Raw genomic sequence first — 22,725 nt, forward strand, 5'->3', positions numbered from 1 at the left:
AATGACCAGTCTCAACAAACGTAATCGCGCCCGCCTGGGCACTGCGATGGCCGCCGTGGCCCTGAGCCTCGGCACCACCATCAACCCTGCCCCCGCAATGGCGCAGCCAGTCGCGGCGAAGCCATCCGAGACGCTCAATCTGAGCCAGGGCACGGGAACGTTGGTTCGCCTGTCGGCACCGATGAGCGACGTATTCGTCGCCAATGAAGCGATCGCGGACGTGCAGGTCCGTTCCAACCGCCAGCTCTATGTCTTCGGCAAGAGCGCGGGCGAAACGACGGTCTATGCGACCGCTGGCAACGGCAAGGTGGTTTACGCAGCTACCGTCCGCGTCGGCTCCAACTTGGGCTCGGTGAGCGAAATGCTTCAGCTCGCCATGCCGGACTCGGCCATTCAGGCGACTCCGATGAACAATCTAGTGCTTTTGACCGGAACGGTCGCCTCGCCCGACGACGTCGCCGAGGCGCAGCGCCTGGTTCAGGCATATGTCGGAAGCACAACCCAGGTCGTCAGCCGGATCCGCTCGGCAACGCCCCTTCAGGTCGCGCTCAAAGTCCGCATCGCCGAGGTCAACCGGTCGCTGACCAAGTCGCTTGGCGTCAACCTGCTGACCAACGACCCGACGGGCGGCTTCCAGTTCGGAATCGCGCAGGGCCAGGGCATCTTCCTGCCGGCCCCCGGCTCGCCTTCGACCGGTGCCGGCGACGTCATCCGCAGCGCGATCGGCACGACCCTTCGCGGCAGCGGCAAGCTGTTCGGTCTCGACATCCTGGGAACGCTCGATCTCGCCGAGGTCGACGGCCTGGTCACGACCTTGGCCCAACCGACCCTGACGGCGCTTTCCGGGGAAACCGCCAGCTTCCTGGCCGGCGGCGAATTCCCCGTGCCGATCTCCCAGTCGCTCGGCGCGGTGACGGTCGAGTATAAGCAATATGGTGTCGGCCTGGCCTTCACGCCGTACGTCCTTGCTGACGGCCGCATCTCGATGCGCGTCCGCCCTGAGGTCAGCGAGCTTTCGAACGAAGGCAGCGTCAAGCTTGGCGAGTTCACCATCCCGGCGCTGACCACGCGTCGTGCGGAGACTACGGTGGAACTCGGCTCAGGCCAGTCCTTCATGATCGCCGGTCTGCTTCGCAATTCGAGCACCAACGACATCAACAAGGCGCCGTTCCTGGGCGACATCCCGATACTCGGCGCCCTGTTCCGCTCGACCCGCTATCGCCGTGCAGAGACGGAACTGGTGATCGTCGTCACGCCGTACCTCGTACGGCCGGTGTCGGGTCAGCTCGCGCTTCCGACCGATGGCTATCGCGCTCCGACCGACGGTCAGCGGATTATCGGCGGGCAAAGCTACAAGGGTGTTTCCGGCGGCGCTGCTTCGGCGGTTGTCCCGGCACCGGCCCCGGCCGGAGCCGCGCCGGCGCCCGGCTTCAAGATGTAACCGCGAAGAGGAAGGAAGAGAAAATGCGCACCACGATCATCTTCGCGCTGATGGCTTCGGCCCTCGCAACGCCCGGTATCGCCGCCGATCCTGCCCGTGGGGTCAGCGAGGTCAATGTGCCGGTCATCACCCGGTCAGACTATGCGTTCGACGCAGCCGCTCCGGATGGCACACTTTCGCCGTCCGAGCGGGCCCGGCTCAGCGCCTGGTTCAGCGGTCTTGGCCTGGGCTATGGCGACCGCGTCTATGTCAGCGGTCCATATGCCGACGCCGCTCGCATGGATGTCGCACAGGTCGCCGGCCAATATGGAATTCTGCTCAGCCCCGGCTCGCCGGTCACCACTGGCGAGGTTGCCCCGGGCGCAGTCCGCGTGACGGTCACGCGGACCACCGCGAGCGTTCCCGGCTGTCCGCACTGGGAGCAGGCTTCGCAGCCCAATTTTGCCAATCGCTCGATGCCCAACTTCGGCTGCGGAGTGAACGGAAACCTGACCGCGATGGTCGCCGATCCGCAGGATCTGGTTTGGGGTCGCGAAAGCGGTGGAGTCGTCGACTCCATGACGGCCACGCGCGCCATCCAGTCCTACCGCAAGGCGGCTCCGACCGGTGAGAAGGGTCTCATCGACGTGAATACCAAGGGGGACAAGTAATGAACGCTCCGTTTCAGGCCCGCGCAGGTATGCGCGACCCCTTCACGGCCTTCGTGTGTGACGACGCCACCGCCGACATGCTTCGGCCGGTCGCGGTCGAGCACGGCTGGTCGCCAGAAAAGGTCAACAAGGGCGGTCTGCGCAATGCCGTCCAGTCCCTTTCCGTGTCGGCGAGCCCGAACATCCTGTTCGTCGACCTCTCGGAATCGGCCGACCCGCTGAACGACATCAACGCGCTCGCGGAAGTCTGCGAGCCGGGCACGATCGTCATCGCATCGGGCCAGGTCAACGATGTCCGCCTCTATCGCGACCTCGTCGCAAGCGGCATCCACGACTATCTCCTGAAGCCGTTCACGGTCGACCAACTCCGCGACACTTTCGCTCACGCCCAGTCGATCCTGTCGGGTCCGCGCGGCGAGGCGCAAGTCGACAAGCCGCATGTTATGACCGCGGTCATCGGGGTCCGCGGCGGAGTCGGTGCTTCGACGATTGCAACCAGCCTTGCGTGGCTGCTCGGCGACCGGGCCCACCGCTCGACGGCCCTGCTCGATCTCGACGTCCATTTCGGCACGGGCGCGCTTGCGCTCGATCTGGAGCCGGGCCGCGGACTTACCGACGCGATCGAGAACCCGAGCCGTATCGACGGCCTGTTCATCGAGCGTGCGATGGTCCGCGCCAACGAACGCCTGAGCGTGCTGTCTTCGGAAGCACCGATCAACCAGCCGCTGCTGACCGACGGAAGCGCCTTCTTCCAGCTTCAGGAAGAAATGCGCAACGCGTTCGAATCGACCGTTCTCGACCTGCCGCGCCACATGCTGATCCAATATCCGCACATGGTGCATGACGCGCACGTCGCCGTGGTCGTCAGCGAGCTCACCCTCGCCGCGACTCGCGACACGATCCGCATTCTCGCCTGGCTGAAGTCCAACGCGCCGCAGACGAAAGTCATCGTCGCGACCAACCGCACGCCTTCCGGCGGCGGGCTGGAGATTAGCAAGAAGGATTTCGAGCAGTCGATCGAGCGCCAGGTGGACATCGTATTCCACGAGGACGGCAAGCTAGCCGCCCAGGCCGCCAAGCTGGGCAAGCCGATGGCCGAAATCGCCACCGGCAAGATGGCCGCACCGTTCACCACACTGGCGAACATGGTGCTCAGCCATGCCAGTGAGGAAGGTGCGGGCGAAGGCGTCGACGGCGGGGCGAAGAGCCTGGTCAGCAATCTCAAGTCGATGCTTTCCAAGCAGAAGAAAGCCGCCTGAATTTTGACGGCCCTGCCCGGCGCTTGTCGCGCCGGCAAGGCGCAAGGTGATTGGACGTAACATGGTCATGACGATCGTTATCGCTGCGGGGATCCTGGTGGTGCTGGCGCTCGGCTATACGGCGCTTAGCGGCCCGAATGCCGGGAAGGCCTACAAGCGCCGCCTGGAGCTGCTCCGCGAGCGGCACGGCGACGTCGTCACGGCCAACGCCCAGGCGCAGATCCGCAAGCTCCTCGCATCGCGCCAGACCAAGATCGACGATGCTCTGTCTTCCTTCATCCCGAAACCGGCACTGCTCCGCCGGCGGCTGGAGCAGACCGGCAAGAACATTACGCTTCAGAAATACGCCCTCGCGACGCTCGGCCTGACGGCGGTGATCTTCCTTGCGCTCAAGATGCAGGGCGCGCCCTTCATGCTGGCGCTGATGTTCGGCCTGTTCATCGGTATTGGCGTGCCGCACCTGGTCATCGGCTTCCTGATCGGCAAGCGGATCAAGCAATTCACTTCCAACTTCCCCGATGCTATCGACCTGATGGTTCGCGGACTTCGCTCCGGTCTTCCGATCACCGAGACCCTGGGCATCGTCTCGAGCGAAATCCCGGGACCCGTCGGAATCGAATTCCGCGCCGTCGCCGACAAGATGAAGATCGGCCGGACGATGGAAGCCGCGCTTCAGGAAACGGCCGACCGCCTCGGCACTGCGGAATTCCAGTTCTTCGTCATCACGCTGGCGATCCAGCGCGAGACCGGCGGCAACCTTGCCGAGACCTTGTCGAACCTGTCCGACGTGCTCCGCAAGCGCAGCCAGATGAAGCTCAAAATCCGGGCGATGAGCTCGGAATCGAAAGCTTCGGCGATGATCGTCGGCTCCCTGCCCTTCGTGGTGTTCACGATGGTCTGGATGATCAACCCGGAATACATGATGGGTTTCTTCACCGACGAGCGACTGATGGTCGCCGGGCTTGGGGGCCTGGTGTGGATGGGTATCGGCGTCGGTATCATGGCCAAAATGGTCAGCTTCGAGATCTAGGGGGATAGTTCGTCATGTCTTCGGGCCCCACCATCCTCGGCGTCGACGTCATCTGGGTCGCCACCATGCTCAGCGCGGTGGCCACCTTCGCCGTGCTGCTTGCCATCTACGCCGCGACGACCGTTCGCGACCCGATGGCGCGGCGCGTGAAAGCGCTCAACGAGCGCCGCGAACAGCTGAAGGCCGGCATCGTCGCGTCGACCAACAAGCGCAAGAAGCTCACCAACAAGAACCAGGCGGCCGACCGTGTCCGCGGAATCCTCAGCAACTTCCGGATGCTGCAGGACGACCAGATCAAGAAGACGCAGACCAAGCTTCTACAGGCCGGCATCCGCGCGAAAGACCTTGCCTATTTCATCATCGCCGCGCGCTTCGTGCTGCCGGTCGTGATCGGAACGACCGCTGTCGTCTGCATCTACTTCACCGACATGTTCCCCGAATGGGGCGCAATGAAGCGCTATATCGCCACCGCAGTCGCCTTCATCGGCAGCTACAAGGCGCCGGACGTATGGCTGAAGAACAAGGTCCAGAAGCGCAGCCACGCCGTCCGCAAGGGCCTTCCCGACGCGCTGGACCTGCTGGTCATCTGCGCCGAGGCCGGCCTCACTGTCGACGCCGCCTTCAACCGCGTCGCCAAGGAATTGGGCAAGGCCTATCCGGAGCTGGGCGACGAATTCGGCCTCACAGCGATTGAACTGGGGTTCCTCAACGAGCGGCGCCAGGCGTTCGAAAACCTCGCCACGCGAGTCGACTTGGATGCCGTTCGCGGCGTCGTCACAACCATGATCCAGACCGAAAAATACGGCACTCCGCTGGCGTCGGCGCTGCGCGTCCTGTCCGCAGAGTTCCGCAACGAGCGGATGATGCGGGCCGAGGAAAAGGCCGCGCGACTGCCGGCGATCATGACCGTTCCTCTGATCCTGTTCATCCTGCCGACCCTGTTCATCGTCATTCTTGGTCCGGCGGCCTGTTCGATCAACGACAGCTTCATCAACGGCTGACCGAAACATACTGGGGGACGCAGGCGCCGTCGCCGGGGACAACCTGGCGGCGGCGTTTCGCGTTGCGGTTACGGAACGAACGGCGACTTCCCGCGCTTAAATCCCGATCAACAAGGGATTCAAAGCCATGATGGGTTTCACTTCCGACCAGTGGGTTATCGTCACGCTGGTATTCGTTCTCGGTCTGCTGATCGGCGGCTTCCTGTTCTCCGGCGGGGGCCGCAAATGGAAACATCGCTACAAGGCGGAAGTCGCCCGCCGCGAGGATTTGGAACGCGTGCACAGCGAACGCGAGGCGCATTGGACGGACCAGGAGAAGGAATGGCGCGAGCGGGATTCTCTTCGCGGGGCTGCCCTGAAGGATCGCGAAGGCGACGGCGTTCGCGACAACGGTGATCCGGTAATCGACCGCGACCGCGACGGGATCGACGACCGTCGCGAAATCTGAGTAGCGCAGCAGCGTCCGGGGGAGGGTGCGAGCAACTCAGCCTTCGATCTTGCTGAAATCCGCGACGGCGTGAACGGCGTCGCGGAAGCGGGCGAGCAGATTGAGTCGACGGGCGCGAACGCCCGCGTCTTCGGCATTGACCGTCACCTTATCGAAAAAGGCGTCGATCGGCGCGCGCAGCGACGCGAGTGCGGTCATTGCCGAGGTGAAATCCTCGACTTCGATCGCGGCGCGGGCCTTCGGCGCGGCGGCATCCAGCGCGTCGGTTAGCGCCTGCTCTTCCGCTTCCACGCCAGACGCCGAGGCAGCGGATGGGTCCCACTTTTCCTTCTTGAGGATATTCGCGGCGCGCTTGTAACCGGACAGCAGGTTGGTCCCCTCGCTCGTCTCCACGAATGCCTGCAGCGCCGTCACCCGCGCAAGCAGGCGGACGAAATCGTCCTCGCCGCCCAGAGCGAACACAGCGTCGATGAGGTCGTGACGGACACCCGCCTCGCGCTGCTGAACCTTCAAGCGGTCGGCGAAGAATTCCAGCAAGTCGCGCGAATTCAGGTCAGCGCCTTCGTCACCAAGACCTGCCTTCGCAAGCTCAAGCGCATTGCCCAGGCGGATCCGAGTGCCGTTTTCGAGGATGGTCAGGATTGACTGGAGCGCGGCGCGACGCAGCGCAAACGGATCCTTCGACCCGGTGGGGCGAATGCCGCGTGCAAAGAATGCGCAGAGGGTGTCGAGCCGATCGGCCAGCGCAACCGCAGCCGGGATGCAGCCTTCGACCGTGGCCGCATATTGCTGCTTGAGCGCCGAAACCACCCCTGGCTTTTCGCCGCCGCGCTCAGCGTAATAGCCGCCCATGACGCCCTGCAGCTCAGGGAATTCGCCAACCATCCCCGTCGCAAGGTCGGCCTTTGCCAGAAATCCGGCACGCCGCGCCGTCTCAGGGTCGCGCTCCGGAAAATAGCGCTCGGTCAATCCAGCGGCGAGTGTCGCAACGCGATCTGCCTTGGCACGGAGCGAGCCCATGCCCTCGTAAAACAGCATACCCTCAAGCTTCGGCAGATGATCTTCCAGCGGGACCTTGAGATCCTGCTCCCAGAAAAAGCGAGCGTCCGAGAGCCGCGCGGCGAGCACGCGGGCGTTGCCGACGCAAATCGCCTCGCCGCCGTCATTGGCGTCGATGTTGGCGACGCAGACGAAATTCGGCGCAAGCTTCTCGTCGCCGCCGCGCATGACGAAATACTTCTGGTTGAGGCGGGCGGTGAGCTGGATCACCTCCTCGGGAACGTCGAGGAAGCTAGGATCGAACGAGCCCAGCAGAGGCACCGGCCATTCGGTGAGCCCGGCGTTCTCGATGACCAGCCCCTCGTCCTGCACCAGATAATAGCCGGCATCTTCGGCAAGCTCGTTGGCGCGGCTGCGGACGATCGCCTCGCGCTCTTCCTGATCGACGATGACGTGGCAGGCGCGCAGCTTTTCGACATAGTCGTGTGCGCCGCCGATGGTGATCGGGCCGGGATGGTGGAAGCGGTGCCCGACGGTCGCGGCGCCGCATGTCACTCCCTCGATCTCGACAAACACGATGTCTTCGCCAAGCAGTGCGACGATCGAATGGAGCGGGCGAACCCAGCGCAGCGACGCTGTTGAGGCGGACGGCGCACCCCAGCGCATCGACTTCGGCCAGGGGAAATCGCGGACGATCTGTGCAACGCGGTCGGCCAGGACCTCAGCCGTCGCGCGGCCGGGCCGCTCGATGACAGCGAACCAGGTGCCGTCGCGGTCCTGAAGCTGATCCTGGGTAAGCCCCGTCTTGCGCAGGAACCCTTCGAGCGCCTGCGGCGGCGCCGACGTCCGCGGTCCCTTCAGTTCCTCGCTCACTGCGTCCGTGGCGAGCGGCAGCCCGCGCGCGATCAGCGCGAGGCGACGCGGCGTCGAGTATGTAACAATGCCTTCATGGGCGAGGCCGGCGGCCTGAAGCCCTTCCGCGAACATGCGCGCAAGGTCGTTGCGGGCCTTGGCCTGCATCCGCGCCGGGATTTCCTCGCTGAGGAGCTCAAGCAGAAAATCGGCACTCACGCTTCATACCCCTTGTGTGCCATCCAAGCGGCGCAAGCGCCCTTCGCGAGATCGCGGACCCGGCCGATATAGGCCTGACGTTCGGCCACGGAGATGACCCCGCGCGCCTGAAGTGTGTTGAACACGTGGCTAGCCTTGATCGCCTGCTCGTAGGCGGCGATCGGAACGCCCGCCTTCAGGCTATTCTCGCACTCCGCAGCGGCTTTCCTGAAAAGGTCGAACAGCGCGTCGGTATCGGCGACCTCGAAATGCCATTTCGACATCTGCTTTTCGTTTTCGAGGAAGACGTCCCCGTAGGTCACGCCTTCGTTGTTGAAAGCGAGATCGAAGACATTGTCCTTGCCCTGAATGTACATTGCGAGGCGTTCGAGCCCGTAAGTCAGCTCGCCGGAGACCGGCTTGCAGTCGAACCCGCCGACCTGCTGGAAATAGGTGAACTGCGTGACTTCCATCCCGTCGCACCACACTTCCCACCCGAGGCCCCAGGCGCCCAGAGTCGGGCTTTCCCAATCGTCCTCGACGAATCGAATGTCGTGCTTCAGCGGATCGATCCCAATGGCGTCGAGGCTGCCGAGATAGAGCGCCTGAAGGTCGGCCGGGCTCGGCTTCAGCATCACCTGATACTGGTAGTAATGGCCGAGCCGGTTCGGGTTCTCGCCATAGCGCCCGTCGGTCGGGCGCCGGCAGGGCTGGACGTAGGCCGCCTTCCAGGGATCCGGGCCAAGCGCGCGGAGAACCGTCGCCGGATGGAACGTCCCTGCCCCCATTTCGAGGTCGTAGGGCTGGAGAATCACGCAACCCCGGTCGCCCCAATATCGGTGCAAGGTGAGTATCAGGTCCTGGAAGCTCAGCATCGTGCCGCGGGCTTTGGCCGATGGACAGGCGTTGGGCAAGCCACGGGCACCAATGTCAGGATATGGCGACAATTTGTCAGGTAGTATTGACAGTCAGCATATCATTACGTTATGTCATGTTAACCTGACACGAAATCGGTCGGAGATGAGGTTTGGAAAATCGACTGCGCGTGCTTCGCGCCGAACGCGGATGGAGCCAGGCGGAGCTTGGCGGCCGGATTGGCGTGTCCCGCCAGGCGGTCAACGCGATCGAGACTGGCAAGCACGATCCGTCGCTTCCCCTCGCCTTCCGACTGGCCCGGCTGTTCGAGCTGAAAATCGAGGAGATCTTCGATGACGGGGGTGACAATGACCAAGGGTGAAGGCGAACTTTTGGAAAACCGCAGCCGCCGCAAGTTCTGGCGTGTCGTCGGCTTCATTACCGTCGCCGGGATGATCGTCGGCGCGGTGACCGGTTTCTTCGGCGGAATTAACGACGTCCCGATCGAGGAGGTGTTCACAACAATTCCCGATTGGGGCGTGATTGCCCTGCTCGCCTTCGCCCTGATGACTTTCACCTGGGCTGCTGGGCATTTATGAAGACGATCGACGAGGTCGAACTAGCAGATAATCTGTGGGGTTCGACCGTGAGCTATTACGCCTACGCGGTACTGTTTCCGTCCTGGTGGGTGCTCGGCCGGGCGGACATTACGCCTGAACCCAACCACTGGATCATTTTCTTTGTCTCACTGGCCGCTGGAATGGCGGTCTACGGCTATCGCAAGTGGCGAGCGCGATGAGCTTGGAAGTCAGCCATCATTCACAACAACGAGCGCTTTCTAGGGGAGTCATGACCATGCGTTTTCTTCGTTCGCTTACCGCATCCGCAGCCGCGCTGCTGATCGCCCAGCCAGCTTTGGCCCAGGCCAAGCCTGACCTCGACCCGGCCGTCTGGCTGGTCAAGGACGCGGACACGACCATTTACCTGTTCGGCACCGTTCACGCCCTCGACGGCAAGGGCGACTGGTTCAACGACGAAGTGAAGGCGTCGTTCGACGCTTCGCAGGAACTGGTACTGGAAATCATCACCCCGGAAGACCCGGCGGCGGTCGCGCCGCTAGTCAAGAAGCACGGCATCGACACCAGCGGCAAAACGCTGACGTCGAAGCTTTCGCCGAAGCACCAGGCGATCATGGCCGAGCGCCTGAAGACGTTGGGAATGCCGGCCAATGCGCTCGACATGTTCCGCCCCTTCTTCGCGGCGATGACCCTGACCGTGATCGACATGCAGGCGATGGGCATTGACCCGAACAGCGGCGCTGAAAAGGTGCTGACCAAGGCGGCCAAGGACCGCAAGATCACCATCGGCGAGGTCGAATCGATGGAGCAGCAGATGATGATGCTGAACGCACTCGACGAAAAGGAGCAGGTCCGCCTGCTCGAAAAGACGCTGGAGGAATCGACCGAGGCCAAGGAAACGCTGGGCAAGATGATCGCAGCCTGGGGCAAGGGCGACGCCGAGGGCGTGGCGTCGGTCCTCAACGAAACCAGCAAGGAGAGTCCGGCGCTCTACAAGTTGCTGCTGACGGACCGAAACAAGGCCTGGGCCGAGTGGGTCGACAACCGCCTCGACAAGCCGGGAACGGTATTCATGGCGGTGGGCGCCGGCCACCTCGCCGGACCGGACAGCGTTCAGCGCTTCCTTAAGGATCGCGGGATCGCCAGCAGCCGGATTTCCGCACCAGCCAATTGATCGAATTGTCTACGGTCAAAAGCGAGCGGCGCGTCCTAAAGGGGCGCGCCGTTTGTCCATCTGAGTGGCGCAATGGCCACGCCCTACCAACAAATGCCGATAGCCGCCTCGGCTCATCGCATTCATCACATGTTTAACCCGTTGATTACCTTGACTGGAGCATAAGGTCTGTCAGTTTCGGCAAGGCATCAACCCGGGGGGATGAGATGCTTCAAAGGCTGAGTTTCCTCAAGGGCCCAAGGGCCCGTCGACAGATCGGCGGCCTCGCCTTCGCGGGCTACTTGCTAGCGCGGCGCCCCTCCTGGCGCGGCCCGCCTTGCCCGATCCCGCAGCGTCGCGGCCAGCAGCAGGCCCGGCGATGTGGGCGATCAGTGATGAGGACACGACCATCTTCCTATTCGGAACCTTTCACGCGCTCGATCGCGACACAGGCTGGTTCAGCAACATCGTCCGCGCTGCCTTCGATCACTCCGAGGAGCTGGTGCTGGAAACAATCGTGCCGAGCGACCCGGCCGAACTGTTCGCCTCCCTGAGCCGACAGTCGCTGACGGGTGAAGCGAAAGCCGGCCAGCCGGTCATCGCGACGAGCCGGCCGAACTCCGGCTTCGTCGAGACCTCGACCCAGGCCATGTCCGCCGGAAGGTCGGTGGGCATGAGCGTCGATCATGGCGCCGACTCCGTTCTTCGCCGCGAAGCCGAGTCGGAGGGAAAGCGAATCGGCGGCCTGGAGAGTTTCGACTTCCAGTTGGCGATGTTCTCGTCCCTGCCCTCGCCGCCCCAAACCGCTGACGCGGGAGGCAACGGGAGCGATATGGCCGCCGCGATGCAGACCATGAAAATGGCCTGGAAACGCGGGGATTCCTCCCAGATCGCTGCCGTACTGGGAACGATGGAGCAGCAGTCGCCGGAAACTTATCGCCGCCTTTTCGCCGAGCGCAACACGCGCTGGGCGGAATGGGTCGCGCGGCGCATGGAGCGCCCGGGCGTGGTGTTCGTCGCCGTCGGATCGGGTCACCTCATAGGCCGCGACAGTGTGCAGCAGCGCCTGACCGAACGCGGGTACCAGCCGGTCCGCGTCAGCTAGAAGGACGAACCCCCACTGCCAACTTGCTTCCACGGCACGCTTTCCCTATAGGCGCGCGCAGCCCGGCCGTGATCATCCCTGGAGGCGTGGCGGGCGTAACCGATAAAGGAAACGTGAAATGAGCGAACAGCTGACGCTGCCCGCCGAAGCGCGCGACCGGGCTGGCAAGGGAGCCTCCCGTGCACTGCGCCGCGAAGGCCGGGTCCCCGCCGTGATCTACGGCGACAAGAAGCAGGCCCTCTCCGTCCATGTGGAGGAGAAGCTGCTGAACAAGATGCTGCAGACGGGGCACTTCATGAACACCGTCGTCATGATCGACGCCGGCGGAAAAACCCACCGGACGCTGCCGAAGGACGTACAGTTTCACCCGGTCACCAGCCGCCCGATCCATGTCGACTTCCTGCGAATCGGCGAGCACAGCACTGTCACCGTCGCGATCCCGGTGCGCTTCGACAACGAAGAAGCATCGCCGGGCCTGAAGCGCGGCGGCGTGCTCAACGTCGTCCAGCACGACATCGAGCTGGTGTGCGACGCCTCTCACATCCCGGATGAGATCCACGTCGATCTCACCGGTCTCGATATCGGGGACTCGATCCACATCAGCCAGGTGACCCTGCCCAAGGGCGCCAAGCCGGCGATCGACGACCGCGACTTCACCGTCGCCACCCTCGTCGCCCCGTCGGCGATGAAGTCGGAAGAAACCGAAGCGGCGGAAGCCGGCGAAGTCCCGACCGTTGGCGAAGAAGACACCGACGCTGGCGAAGGCGAAGCCAGCAGCGAGAGCGAAGGCGGCGAGGAGGCCTAAGCGCACTCCCGCACCTTCGAGGGCAAGAGCGCCCGTCCCGATTGCGGGGCGGGCGTTTTTGTTGAAGGTACGCTCACCATGCAAATCTGGGTCGGCCTTGGAAATCCCGGCGCGCAGTATGCGCTGCACCGACACAATGTCGGCTTCATGGCGGCCGACATCATCGCCGAGGTGCACGGCTTCGGCTCGTGGACGAAGAAGTTTCGCAGCTTGATTTCAGAAGGTCGGATCGGCGGGCAAAAGATCCTACTGGTGAAACCACAGACCTACATGAATGACAGCGGCGACGCGGTTCAGCAGGCGCTTCGCTTCCACAAGCTGAGTGTGGATTCGCTCACCGTTTTCCACGATGAGCTCGATCTCGCGCCCATGAAGGTCAAGGTGCGCACCGGCGGGGGCTGGCGGGACATAACGGCCTCCGCTCGATCAACGCATCGCTCGGTCCGGAGTTTCGGCGCGTGCGGATCGGCATCGGTCACCCGGGAAACAAGGCGCTCGTCACCAACTATGTGCTGGGCAACTACGCCAAGAGCGAGATCGAAGCTCTGTCCGATATGCTGGGCGCCATCGCCGCGGAGGCGGAGTGCTTGGCAATTGGCGACGACGTGCGCTTCATGAGCGACGTTGCACTGAGGCAGCAACAATGAGGCATTTGTTCGCTACGCCGCTCTACGAAGATTGTCTGGCGGATGAGGCGCTGCTCGCGGAGCTCGCACATTCCATCCGCAGCCTCGCCGAGGACGACGAGGCGGGGAAGCGCTGGAGCCGCGAACACGCCTACAAGGGCTACACCAGCTACGCATCGCTCGACGATTTGCCGAGCAGAGACCCGGCCTTCGCGGACCTTAAGCGCGCGCTCAACCGTCACGCTGCCGCCTTCGCCAAGGCGCTGGGTTGGGCGGTGAAGCCGAAGCTCGACAGCCTGTGGGTCAACATGCTGAGGGGCGACGGGCATCATGGCGCCCACATCCACCCGCACGCGATTCTGAGCGGCACGCTTTATGTCGAAACACCGAAGGGCAGCGGCCCAATCCGCTTCGAGGACCCGCGCCTTCCGATGATGATGGCGGCGCCGATGCGTGTCCCGGATGCGCCGGAGCAGCTCCGGCAGTTCGTTGATGTCGAGCCAGAGCCGGGCCTGCTTCTGATGTGGGAAAGCTGGCTGAGGCACGAGGTGAGACCGGGCAAGGGCCGTGGCGAGCGGCTGAGCGTCAGCTTCAATTTCGCGTAAGCGCGGGCTGTTCAGAGTAGAATTCGACCTGCATTCGCATCGGGCCGACCGGCTCCACCCAGTGAGTCTCCTGTGGGGCGATGAGGCCCGGCGAGTCCGCGCTCAGTTCCTGGGTCAGGCGACCGGGAAGGTGCAGCAGCAGCTTCCCTTCAAGCACCCGGACGATGCCCCACGCACCCGCCTTTGTGCGATGCTCCCGCCGCAACGCGTCAGGCAAAGACTGGGCGTCGAAGATTGGAGTGGTTCGATAAGGCTTCGTCATGCCGCCAGCCGGATTCCGCTTTGATGCGGCGGCGACGGCGCGATCCGCTCCTGATCGACCGGAAGCCCGGCGAGCTCGTTGGCGAAGCCGTGATTGACGTCGCGGTGGTGCGCCTCATCAGCCCGAACGACGAGCACCACGTCGCGCAGGGTCGCACCGTCAGGCAGGCCCCAGTAGCGCCGGGCGATTTCCGGTGCGGGCACGTTGGGCGAGCGGCCTTCGTCGATTTCCTTCAAATATAGAGTGTAGCTGAGCACCGCTTCCTCCTCAAAATAGCCGACGACACGGTGGGCGGTGCGGGCGCTCACGAGGTAGAGCGCGAAGAAGGCGACATAGAAAACCCATTGAACAGCGAGGATCACGAAACGCTCGAACACGCTTGGCTTGGCGACCTCGATGAACGTCATGAGATGCATCCGCTCATTTTCCGCTTCGTCCATCAGAGTACGGATCCAGCCCTTGTCGTCGCACATTCGGCGGAGGCATTGGAGGTGGTTGATGGTGGCGCCGACCATACCCGGGACCGCCGCGACCGTTTCGAGCACGATCGCGCGGTGCCCGTAACGCTTGGCGAAGAACGTGTCCGCGCAGAAACGCAGGGTCTTGGTGAAGCCGTAAGCGATACGGTCCGAAGCGCCCTTGGGCCGATGATGAACGCTGGAATCAACAAACGGGGCAGACATCTGACAACTCCTCTATGCGGCGGCGGCGGCGCGGGGTTCGGGCTTGAAGAACAGGCCGAGTTGCAGGCTCTCGGAAATACGCTCGGCCTTTGCGATGACGGCAGCCGCTTCGTCCGGATGAAGCTCTTCGCGGGCCGTGCACTTCCAGATCGCAATCCACCGCTCGAACATTCGCGGCTCGATCGACGCGACATGGCGCAGGTGCGCGGCCATCGGGCTGCCCTTGTAGCGGCCGCTGCAGTTCATGACGGAAGACCAGAACGCGCCAAGCTTTCGAAGGTGCTCGGGCCAGTCCTGAACGGCCGAATTGAACAGCGGGCCGATCGACTCGTCGGAGCGAACCTTCGCGTAAAAGCGGCCAACGAGCCGCTGGAGATCATCGTCCGCAATCATAGATTCACCATCGCGACGATGCCGATGCAGAGCACGGCGAAGGCGAGCAGGACGGGGACGACGAACATCTGCACGAGGGCCCCGGCACCGGACACCGGCCCCGTATAAGTCTGCATCCCCTGATCGAGGAAGCGAAGCAGGCTGGGCCGGTCGCGTGTCTTCCTCTCTTGCTTCAAGAAGATCGCCGGCACTGAGAAAAACGCGGCCAGGAATACAAGGTCCACAGCGATCATGAATGGTCCCGCTCCCGCATTGGCGATCGTCAGCGCGAACAATGCGACGATCATCACATAAACACCGACAAGTAGCGCCCCAACCGATGCAGGAACATCCGGCACCGCGGTTTCCGGCTTCGGATTTGGCAATATCGTGGCGAGCGCGCTCGGATCGACGAGATCGAAAGTCTGCGGCCTATCCAGCTGTTCGTGACGCATTGTTTGGCCCTCCCTGGCCCGACTCAGAAATCATGTACTGGGAGAACATCTATTAGCGGCTGGAAAATCATGCAACAAAAATATATGATTATGAAATGAAGCTCACCCGCTACACCGATTACGCCCTGCGCGTGCTGATGCACCTGGCCGTCCAGCCACGACAGCTGACTTCAATCAGCACCATCGCCCGGTCCTATGGAATTTCGCAGAATCATCTGGTGAAAGTCGTCCAGGACCTTCGCGTTGCCGGGTTTGTCGAGGCTGCCCGAGGCCGGACCGGCGGAATCCGATTGGCCCGCCCGCCCGAGGAAATCCGGCTTGGAGAAGTTGTTCGTCACACCGAAGAGGGCTTCGACCTGGTCAATTGCGCAAGCTGCCTGATCGCCCCGGCTTGCGCTTTAACCGGGGCCCTTCATCAGGCACTCGGGGCGTTCATGGCCGTGCTGGATGGCTACACAATCGCCGACCTCACCAATACGCGCTCCGAAGCCTTGCGCAGACTGCTTGCGATCCCGGGCGCGCAAGCGGCATAGTTTCCGGCCGCTTGCCCCTACCACGCTGGCATTTGTGCCCGGGGATGCGTATCGGGCTCCAAACTTCCAGACACGAGTGGAATTGATGGGTTTCAAATGCGGTATCGTCGGCCTGCCCAATGTCGGCAAGTCGACCCTGTTCAATGCACTGACCGAGACTCAGGCGGCGCAGGCGGCCAATTATCCTTTCTGCACGATCGAGCCCAACGTCGGCCAGGTCGCTGTGCCCGATCCGCGACTCGACAAGCTGGCGGCCATTGCCGGCTCGGCGAAGATTATCCCGACCCAGCTGGCGTTCGTCGATATTGCCGGGCTGGTAAAGGGTGCGTCCAAGGGCGAGGGCCTGGGCAACCAGTTTCTCGGCAATATCCGCGAGGTGGATGCGATCGTCCACGTGCTGCGCTGCTTTGAGAATGACGACATTCAGCACGTCGAGAACAAGGTCGACCCGATCGCAGACGCGGAAGTGGTCGAGACGGAACTCCTGCTTTCGGACCTCGAGAGCCTGGAGAAACGCGTCCCCAACCTGGTCAAGCGCGGACAGCAGGGCGACAAGGAATCGAAGATCGCGGCCAGCGTGCTGGGCCAGGCGCTGGAACTGCTTCGCGAAGGCAAGCCGGCGCGGCTGACCCAGCCCAGGGACGAGGAAGAAGCGCGGGTCTTCTCGCAGGCGCAACTGATCACAGCCAAACCCGTCCTCTACGTCTGCAACGTTAATGAGGACGAAGCCGCCGAGGGCAATGCCCATAGCGCCGCCGTGTTCGAGAAGGCCAAGGCCGAGGGCGCGGAAGCGGTCATCGTTTCGGCAGCGATCGAGGCGGACCTCGTCGGCATGGAGATGGACGAGCGGATCGCCTTCCTGGGAGAGATGGGTCTTTACGAGACCGGGCTGACCCGGGTCATCCGCGCCGGATACGACCTGCTGCACCTTATCACCTTCTTCACCGTCGGACCAAAGGAAGCGCGGGCCTGGACCGTCGAGAGGGGCTCGAAGGCACCGCGAGCGGCGGGCGAAATCCATACCGATTTCGAGCGCGGCTTCATCCGCGCCGAGACGATCGCTTATGAAGACTACATTGCTCTTGGCGGCGAAAGCGGCGCGCGCGACGCAGGAAAGCTTCGTCAGGAAGGCAAGGAGTATGTCGTGAGAGACGGCGACGTGCTGCACTTCAAGTTCAACGTTTGATGTCAGCCGATCCCGCAGCAGCCGAGCGGGAGGCGCGGAAGGCGCTGGAAAAGACGCCCAACGATGCGCGTGCTCTGCTGAACCTCGGCAAAGCGTTGCGAGCGCAAGGGCGCGACGCGGAAGCGGCCGAGTCCGAACGCAAGTCCATCGCGGCATCGACCCGCGATGCGCGGCATCGCCGAGTCGCCGAAGCGATGAGGGCCGGCAAGACCATCGAGGCCAACCAGCTGCTGCAAAGGCTGGTCGAGGAAAATGGCGAGGACGTCCTCGCACTCATGCTGTTCGGGTCGCAAGCGAGCAAGGGGCGCCAATATGAGCTTGCCGACCAACTCCTCTCGCGCGCCGTGGCGCTGGCGCCCGCCGATCCCAATGCCCGCTTCGCGATGGCCGATCACCAGGTGCGAACGAAGCGTTTCGAAGACGCGCTGGCGACGCTCGCGGCCCTGCCCGATGAAATGCGGAAGTCCGAAGGCGCGCAATCTCTGGAAGCGGAGTGCCTGGGCGAGCTCGGCCGGGTCAAGGAGCAGCTCGTCTTGCTTCGCGACATTGCGGCGTCGAGCGCCAACCCGCTGCAATACAATTTGAGGATCGGGCATGCCTTGCGAACGCTCGGGCGGCAGGAGGAAGCCGGCAAAGCCTATCGCGCCGTGATTGCTCAAATTCCGGCTGAAGGCACGTCATGGTGGAGCCTTGCCAACCTCAAGACGACCAAATTCACCGAGGCCGACATCGCCGCGATGCGGGCCGGGCTAGACCACCCAACAGCGCCGGTGGAAAATCGCATTCGCCTCAACTTCGCGCTCGGCAAAGCCTACGAAGATCGCAAGGACGCGGCGAACGCGTTTCGCCATTACGACGAGGGCAATCGCCTTCGCCGGTCGATCGCGCCCTATGATCCGGGCGCAATCAGCACTTGGGTGGATGCCTGCATCGCGACGTTCACGGCGGAGTTCTTCGCCGGCCTCTCACAGGGCGGCGATCCTTCGAACCAACCGATCTTCGTCATCGGCATGCAGCGGTCCGGATCGACGCTCGTCGAACAGATCCTCGCCTCCCATCCCAAGGTCGAGGGAACGTCCGAGCTCAACGAGCTGCGCTTCATCGTTGAGGCCATCCACCAGCAAAAACCGGTAGCACTGGAAAAGGCGATGGCCGCATTGTCACCGGACGAGCGACGCCAATTCGGCGCCCGCTATCTTGAAACGACTGCAATCCACAGGCGTACCGACAGGCCGCGCTTCACCGACAAGATGCCGAACAACTGGCTTCACGTCGCGCTGATCCGATCGATCCTGCCCAACGCCAGGGTCATCGACGTTCGCAGGAATCCGATGGACTGCTGCTTTTCCAACTGGAAGCAGCTCTATGCACGGGGACTGGACCACAGCAACGCGCTAGAAACGATGGGTCAATTTTATGCTGACTATGTCCGGCTGATGCGTCATTACGATGCGGCGCTTCCCGGCTTCGTCCATCGCGTCATTTACGAAGAATTGGTCGCTGACGTCGAAAGCGAGACCCGGCGGCTGCTCGACTATCTGGGTCTCGAGTTCGACCCGGCCTGCCTTCAGTTCCATTCGACCGAGCGCCCGGTACTGACCATCAGCGCCGGGCAGGTGCGTGAACCGATCAATCGCAAGGGGATCGACGCCTGGCACCCGTTCGAGCGCTATCTGGAACCGCTGAAAGCGGCGCTCGGCCCTGTAATCCAGGAGTGGCGGATATGAGGTCGGAAGATCTGGTTTATTTCGAGGACGTCGAACTCGGAGCGAAGACCGTGTTCGGCCATTACGACGTCACCCTTGAGGAAGTCCTCGAATTCGCACGTAAATACGACCCGCAGCCGTTTCATTTGAGCGACGAGGAAGCGGCCAAGACTCACTTCGGCCGGATCGCCGCAAGCGGATGGCACACCTGCGCGATGGCCATGGCCGTAATCGCCCGGAAGGTGGTGGAAGAGAAGCAGGCTGGCCTTGGTGCGCCTGGAGTGGACGAGTTGCGCTGGCTGAAGCCGGTCTATCCCGGCGACCGGCTGACCGTGACCGGGACGGTCGTCGACAAGACGCCGTCCCGCTCAAAGCCGGAGATCGGCGTGATCCGCACGGAAACAGTGGTCACCAATCAGGACGACATGCCGGTGATGCGCTACACCTCGATCGTAATGATGCGCCGACGGCCCGGCACCGGCAACTAGCCGCCGGCAAAATCGATAAGTGCCCGGCTGTCGATCCCGGCGTTCTTCAGCCTCGCGCCGCCTTCAAGATCGGGAAGATCGATAATGAAACGCGCGCCGACGACGATGCCTCCAGCTCGCTCCACCAGCCTCGCAGCCGCGAGCGCTGTGCCGCCGGTGGCAAGCAAATCGTCGACGATCAGAACCCGCGCGCCGGGGGCGCAGGCGTCGACATGCATGGCCAAGCGGTCGCGGCCATATTCCAGCGCATAATCTTCGGCGATGGTCGCGCCAGGCAGCTTCCCGTCCTTTCGGACGAGAAGGAGCCCGGCGCCCAGCTTGACCGCGAGCGCGCCGCCGATCGCGAACCCGCGCGCTTCGATGGCAGCGACGAGGTCGACGGGTTGGTCGACCGTCTCAGAAAGCAAATCGACCGCAACGGCGAGCCCGACGCGGTCGAGGAATAACGTGGTGATGTCGCGAAACTGAATCCCGGGCTTGGGGAAGTCGTTTATCGTGCGGACCAGCGCCGCCAGGTCGGCAGCGCTGGTCGTCATCGCACTCAGCCCTGCACCCCGGCCTGCGCCTTGGCGCGGGCGTTCTTCGCTTTGTTCTTGGGATCGAGCACGCCCGTCTTGCGAACGCCGCGCTTCGCCTCCGCCCACACGTTCTGATAGGCGAAATAACCAAGGATCGTGCCGATCAGAAGGAAGATCAGGACGGTAATTCCGGTCCGCTTGCGGGCCTCGAGCTTGGGCTCGGCAGTCCACAGGAGGAAGGCGCTGACGTCCTTCGCCATCTGGTCGACGGTCGCCGCAGGCGCCCCCTCACCCTCGTAGCTCACCTGTCCGTCGGCAGTGAGCGGCGGCGGCATGGCGATATTCAAGTTGGCGAAATAGGGGTTGTAGTGAAGACCTTGCGGGGTCTTCGCTGCCGGGAACTTCTCGAGCAACTCGGCCGGTTGGTTCTGATAGCCAGTGAGCAGCGAGTAGATGTACGCCGGGCCACCTTCGCGAGCCTTGGCCATCAGCGAGAGGTCAGGCGGAAGCGCATTATTGTTAGCCGCGCGCGCCGCAGTCTCGTTGGCATAGGGACTCGGGAAACGGTCGGATGGGACGGCCTTGCGGGTCGCCGGCTCGCCGGTTTCCGGATTGGTCGTGGGGACCTCGATCTTCCACTGCTCGGTCGCGTAACCCTTTATCTGGCCTTCGGTGTAGCCGAGGTCGGCAAGGTTGCGGAATGACACCAGGCTGATGGCATGGCACCCGGCGCACACTTCTGTGTAGACCTTGAGGCCGCGCTGAAGCTGGGCCTTGTCGTAATGCCCGAGCGGACCATCGCTTGAGAGCTTCAGGTTCTTCGGCTCGCGATGGAATTCATGCTCCGCGCTCGCCTCGGCGGGGCGGAGAAATAGGTCTTCAGGTCGGTGCCGAAAGCGAACAGCGAGGCAACGACAAAGCCGAGACCGACGAAGAAGCCGAGTATCCGGACCATCTGATCAAAATCCCTTTAGTTCGCCGGAGCCGTCTGGCCGAGCGGCGACGATTCCTGCTTCTCCCCATGCAAAACGCTTTCCGAAATCGAGTTCGGCAGTGGGAGAGTCCGCTCGAACTTGCTGACCAACGGCAGGATGATCAGGAAGTGCGCGAAATAATAAGCCGTTGCCAGCTGGCCGAGAGCGACGTTGAGCGCATTGATCTCCGCGCCGCCGATGTAGCCGAGGACGGCGATGTCGAGCAGGAGGATCCAGAAGAAGCGCTTGAACACCGGCCGATACGACCCTGAGCGAACCGGCGACTTGTCGAGCCACGGCAGGAAAAACAGCAGCAGGATCGATGCGAACATCGCAAGCACGCCCCAAAGCTTCGCATCGATCCACAGGAAGTTGAACGTGAACGAGCGAAGGATCGCGTAGAAGGGCCAGAAGTACCATTCTGGAACGATGTGCGCCGGGGTCGCGAGCGGATTGGCCGGGATGTAATTGTCCGGGTGGCCAAGCGCATTAGGCATGAAGAACACGACCAGCGCATAGACCGCCAGGAAGCCGCCGGCGAACCAGCCGTCCTTCGCGGTATAGAACGGGTGGAAGGGCAAAGTGTCCTTCTCGCTCTTGACGTCGACGCCGGTCGGATTGCTCGAGCCCGGAATGTGCAGCGCCCAGATGTGGAGGATCGTGACGCCGGCGATTACGAACGGCAGCAGATAGTGAAGCGAGAAGAAGCGGGTCAGCGCGGCCTGGTCCGGAGCAAAGCCCCCGAGCAGCCATACACGGACCGGCTCGCCGACGATCGGGAAAGCCGAGAAGAAGCCGGTGATGACCTGCGCACCCCAGTAGCTCATCTGGCCCCAGGGAAGCACGTAGCCCATGAACGCGGTCGCCATCATCAGCAGGTAAATGACGAGGCCGAGCATCCAGACCAGTTCGCGCGGCGCCTTGTACGATCCGTAATAAAGGCCGCGGAAAATGTGGATGTAGACGACGATGAAGAAGAAGCTTGCGCCGTTGGCGTGGGCGTAGCGAAGCAGCCAGCCCGCATTGACGTTGCGCATGATGTGCTCGACCGAGTTGAAGGCGCCGTCGGCGGATGCATAATAATGCATCGCCAGCACGATCCCGGTGATGAGCTGTACGGTCAGGAAAATCCCGGCGAGAACGCCGAAATTCCAGAAATAGTTGAGGTTGCGCGGGACGGGATAGCCGCCGCCGATCGCACCGTAGACGAGGCGCGGAAGCGGCAGGCGGTCATCGAACCATTTGCCCAGCTCGGTCTTGGGTTCGTAAGGACGGGCCCAGGAAAAACTCATCGAACGTGCCCCTTTAGCCGATGGTCACGACGGTGTCGGACGTAAATTGATATTCCGGCACCTTCAGGTTGAGCGGCGCCGGGCCTTTGCGGATTCGCGCGGCAGTGTCGTAGTGCGAGCCGTGGCACGGACAGAAATAGCCGCCATATTCGCCGCGATTCTCGCCCTCTCCAGTGCCCAGAGGTACGCAGCCCAGGTGGGTGCACACGCCAAGCGTGATCAGCCAGTTCTCCTTGCCCGGCTTGGTGCGCTCGGCAAGGGTCTGGGGATCTCGAAGCTCTCCGAGAGGCACTTTGTTGGCCTCCTGGATTTCCTGCGGGGTCAGGTTGCGGACGAAGACCGGCTGCTTGCGCCAGATGGTCTTGATCGCCTGGCCCGGCGCGATCTTGGAAATGTCGACTTCCGTTGAGGCCAGGGCGAGCACGTCCGCCGACGGGTTCATCTGATAGACGAGCGGAGCGATCGTCGCGGCAGCGCCGACGCCCGCGAAACTGACTGCGGCAATGTTGATGAAGTCACGCCGACGAAGACTGTGATCAGCCTCCATCGCGGCTTGGGATTCTTCCACCGTGGTCATGCTCACCCTTTGACCTGTTGCTTTGGCCGGCCCGAAAAGGCGCGGATACGACACAACGCACCGGGATACGGCGC

26 protein-coding genes and 2 pseudogenes are annotated in these 22,725 nt (G+C 63.0%); 18 read left to right on the plus strand and 10 right to left on the minus strand.

All coding sequences use genetic code 11. The features are described from left to right. The first annotated feature begins 1 nt into the window (after window position 1). From G7076_RS07030 to G7076_RS07055, 6 genes are all read left to right on the plus strand, one after another. Window positions 2-1,441, plus strand: coding sequence for a type II and III secretion system protein family protein (locus G7076_RS07030; RefSeq protein ID WP_166201566.1), 1,440 nt, complete (start codon window positions 2-4; stop codon window positions 1,439-1,441). Between the two features lie 23 nt (window positions 1,442-1,464). Next, window positions 1,465-2,091: a CpaD family pilus assembly lipoprotein gene (locus G7076_RS07035; RefSeq protein WP_166201568.1), complete on the plus strand. Its 627-nt coding sequence runs from the start codon at window positions 1,465-1,467 to the stop codon at window positions 2,089-2,091. After that, window positions 2,091-3,350: a pilus assembly protein CpaE gene (locus tag G7076_RS07040; RefSeq protein ID WP_166201570.1), complete on the plus strand. Its 1,260-nt coding sequence runs from the start codon at window positions 2,091-2,093 to the stop codon at window positions 3,348-3,350. Before G7076_RS07035 ends, G7076_RS07040 begins: the two co-directional genes overlap by 1 nt. 67 nt (window positions 3,351-3,417) lie before the next feature. Beyond that, window positions 3,418-4,380 carry a type II secretion system F family protein gene (locus tag G7076_RS07045; protein ID WP_240913911.1) on the plus strand — a complete coding sequence of 321 codons (963 nt, stop codon included), beginning with the start codon at window positions 3,418-3,420 and terminating at the stop codon, window positions 4,378-4,380. A gap of 14 nt (window positions 4,381-4,394) precedes the next feature. Continuing rightward, window positions 4,395-5,381 (plus strand): type II secretion system F family protein, encoded by a 987-nt coding sequence (locus G7076_RS07050; protein ID WP_166201574.1) that lies wholly within the window; start codon window positions 4,395-4,397, stop codon window positions 5,379-5,381. Window positions 5,382-5,508: 127 nt separating this feature from the next. After that, on the plus strand, window positions 5,509-5,829 hold the full coding sequence (locus G7076_RS07055; RefSeq protein WP_166201576.1) for a hypothetical protein: 321 nt from the start codon (window positions 5,509-5,511) through the stop codon (window positions 5,827-5,829). 36 nt (window positions 5,830-5,865) lie between these two features. Here the strand turns inward: G7076_RS07055 and glyS are convergent, their stop codons facing one another. Continuing rightward, on the minus strand, window positions 5,866-7,899 hold the full coding sequence (glyS, locus tag G7076_RS07060) for a glycine--tRNA ligase subunit beta (RefSeq protein ID WP_277343916.1): 2,034 nt from the start codon (window positions 7,897-7,899) through the stop codon (window positions 5,866-5,868). Then, the gene (locus G7076_RS07065) at window positions 7,896-8,753 is read right to left on the minus strand and encodes a glycine--tRNA ligase subunit alpha (protein ID WP_166201578.1); all 858 of its coding nucleotides are present in this window, start codon (window positions 8,751-8,753) and stop codon (window positions 7,896-7,898) included. The genes glyS and G7076_RS07065 overlap by 4 nt, the downstream gene beginning before the upstream one ends. A 152-nt stretch (window positions 8,754-8,905) precedes the next feature. On the opposite strand from G7076_RS07065, the gene G7076_RS07070 reads away from it, so the two are divergent. The 8 genes and pseudogenes from G7076_RS07070 to G7076_RS07105 all read left to right on the plus strand — a co-directional run bounded on the left by G7076_RS07070 (window position 8,906) and on the right by G7076_RS07105 (window position 13,605). Continuing rightward, window positions 8,906-9,115 carry a helix-turn-helix transcriptional regulator gene (locus G7076_RS07070; RefSeq protein WP_166201580.1) on the plus strand — a complete coding sequence of 70 codons (210 nt, stop codon included), beginning with the start codon at window positions 8,906-8,908 and terminating at the stop codon, window positions 9,113-9,115. Continuing rightward, on the plus strand, window positions 9,087-9,332 hold the full coding sequence (locus tag G7076_RS07075; protein ID WP_166201582.1) for a hypothetical protein: 246 nt from the start codon (window positions 9,087-9,089) through the stop codon (window positions 9,330-9,332). The genes G7076_RS07070 and G7076_RS07075 overlap by 29 nt, the downstream gene beginning before the upstream one ends. Then, window positions 9,329-9,532: a hypothetical protein gene (locus tag G7076_RS07080; protein ID WP_166201584.1), complete on the plus strand. Its 204-nt coding sequence runs from the start codon at window positions 9,329-9,331 to the stop codon at window positions 9,530-9,532. The genes G7076_RS07075 and G7076_RS07080 overlap by 4 nt, the downstream gene beginning before the upstream one ends. 56 nt (window positions 9,533-9,588) lie before the next feature. Then, entirely contained in the window at window positions 9,589-10,485 is an 897-nt protein-coding gene (locus tag G7076_RS07085; protein WP_166201586.1) for a TraB/GumN family protein, read from the plus strand. Window positions 10,486-10,843: 358 nt separating this feature from the next. Continuing rightward, window positions 10,844-11,569 carry a TraB/GumN family protein gene (locus G7076_RS07090; protein WP_166201588.1) on the plus strand — a complete coding sequence of 242 codons (726 nt, stop codon included), beginning with the start codon at window positions 10,844-10,846 and terminating at the stop codon, window positions 11,567-11,569. A gap of 118 nt (window positions 11,570-11,687) precedes the next feature. Next, window positions 11,688-12,374, plus strand: coding sequence for a 50S ribosomal protein L25/general stress protein Ctc (locus G7076_RS07095; RefSeq protein WP_166201590.1), 687 nt, complete (start codon window positions 11,688-11,690; stop codon window positions 12,372-12,374). Between the two features lie 78 nt (window positions 12,375-12,452). Continuing rightward, window positions 12,453-13,021, plus strand: a pseudogene (pth, locus tag G7076_RS07100) (aminoacyl-tRNA hydrolase). Then, window positions 13,018-13,605 (plus strand): TIGR02466 family protein, encoded by a 588-nt coding sequence (locus G7076_RS07105; protein WP_166201592.1) that lies wholly within the window; start codon window positions 13,018-13,020, stop codon window positions 13,603-13,605. The pseudogene pth and the gene G7076_RS07105 overlap by 4 nt, the downstream one beginning before the upstream one ends. Here G7076_RS07105 and G7076_RS07110 read toward each other — a convergent pair. From G7076_RS07110 to G7076_RS07125, 4 genes are read right to left on the minus strand one after another with little or no spacing between them, the layout of a single operon-like run. Next, the gene (locus G7076_RS07110) at window positions 13,592-13,867 is read right to left on the minus strand and encodes a DUF1971 domain-containing protein (protein ID WP_166201594.1); all 276 of its coding nucleotides are present in this window, start codon (window positions 13,865-13,867) and stop codon (window positions 13,592-13,594) included. The genes G7076_RS07105 and G7076_RS07110 overlap by 14 nt on opposite strands. Beyond that, a complete protein-coding gene (locus tag G7076_RS07115) occupies window positions 13,864-14,550 on the minus strand; it encodes an alternative oxidase (protein WP_166201596.1) in 687 nt (228 codons plus the stop codon). The genes G7076_RS07110 and G7076_RS07115 overlap by 4 nt, the downstream gene beginning before the upstream one ends. Window positions 14,551-14,562: 12 nt before the next feature. Next, window positions 14,563-14,943 (minus strand): group III truncated hemoglobin, encoded by a 381-nt coding sequence (locus tag G7076_RS07120; protein WP_166201598.1) that lies wholly within the window; start codon window positions 14,941-14,943, stop codon window positions 14,563-14,565. Continuing rightward, on the minus strand, window positions 14,940-15,377 hold the full coding sequence (locus tag G7076_RS07125) for a hypothetical protein (protein WP_166201600.1): 438 nt from the start codon (window positions 15,375-15,377) through the stop codon (window positions 14,940-14,942). The genes G7076_RS07120 and G7076_RS07125 overlap by 4 nt, the downstream gene beginning before the upstream one ends. Window positions 15,378-15,472: 95 nt before the next feature. Between G7076_RS07125 and G7076_RS07130 the strand changes: the two genes are divergently transcribed. The 4 genes from G7076_RS07130 (at window position 15,473) to G7076_RS07145 (ending at window position 19,290) form a co-directional block, all read left to right on the plus strand. Then, window positions 15,473-15,910 carry an Rrf2 family transcriptional regulator gene (locus G7076_RS07130; protein ID WP_166201602.1) on the plus strand — a complete coding sequence of 146 codons (438 nt, stop codon included), beginning with the start codon at window positions 15,473-15,475 and terminating at the stop codon, window positions 15,908-15,910. A gap of 85 nt (window positions 15,911-15,995) precedes the next feature. Further along, window positions 15,996-17,096: a redox-regulated ATPase YchF gene (ychF, locus tag G7076_RS07135; protein ID WP_166201604.1), complete on the plus strand. Its 1,101-nt coding sequence runs from the start codon at window positions 15,996-15,998 to the stop codon at window positions 17,094-17,096. Further along, window positions 17,096-18,823, plus strand: a complete 1,728-nt coding sequence (locus tag G7076_RS07140) for a tetratricopeptide repeat-containing sulfotransferase family protein (RefSeq protein ID WP_166201606.1) — start codon at window positions 17,096-17,098, stop codon at window positions 18,821-18,823. Before ychF ends, G7076_RS07140 begins: the two co-directional genes overlap by 1 nt. Further along, window positions 18,820-19,290 (plus strand): MaoC family dehydratase, encoded by a 471-nt coding sequence (locus G7076_RS07145; RefSeq protein WP_346774083.1) that lies wholly within the window; start codon window positions 18,820-18,822, stop codon window positions 19,288-19,290. Before G7076_RS07140 ends, G7076_RS07145 begins: the two co-directional genes overlap by 4 nt. Here G7076_RS07145 and G7076_RS07150 read toward each other — a convergent pair. The 4 genes and pseudogenes from G7076_RS07150 to petA all read right to left on the minus strand — a co-directional run bounded on the left by G7076_RS07150 (window position 19,287) and on the right by petA (window position 22,651). Further along, on the minus strand, window positions 19,287-19,826 hold the full coding sequence (locus G7076_RS07150; RefSeq protein WP_166201608.1) for an adenine phosphoribosyltransferase: 540 nt from the start codon (window positions 19,824-19,826) through the stop codon (window positions 19,287-19,289). The two genes, G7076_RS07145 and G7076_RS07150, sit on opposite strands and share 4 nt — an antisense overlap. Before the next feature lie 89 nt (window positions 19,827-19,915). Beyond that, window positions 19,916-20,763: pseudogene (locus G7076_RS07155) on the minus strand (cytochrome c1); the annotation flags it as partial. 15 nt (window positions 20,764-20,778) lie between these two features. Next, a complete protein-coding gene (locus G7076_RS07160) occupies window positions 20,779-22,074 on the minus strand; it encodes a cytochrome b N-terminal domain-containing protein (protein ID WP_166201610.1) in 1,296 nt (431 codons plus the stop codon). Window positions 22,075-22,087: 13 nt separating this feature from the next. Continuing rightward, window positions 22,088-22,651 (minus strand): ubiquinol-cytochrome c reductase iron-sulfur subunit, encoded by a 564-nt coding sequence (petA, locus tag G7076_RS07165; RefSeq protein ID WP_206367511.1) that lies wholly within the window; start codon window positions 22,649-22,651, stop codon window positions 22,088-22,090. Window positions 22,652-22,725 lie beyond the last annotated feature (74 nt).

Origin of the sequence: Sphingomonas sp. HDW15A (genome assembly GCF_011301715.1) — a bacterium.
In the GTDB taxonomy this organism is placed as follows: domain Bacteria; phylum Pseudomonadota; class Alphaproteobacteria; order Sphingomonadales; family Sphingomonadaceae; genus Sphingomicrobium.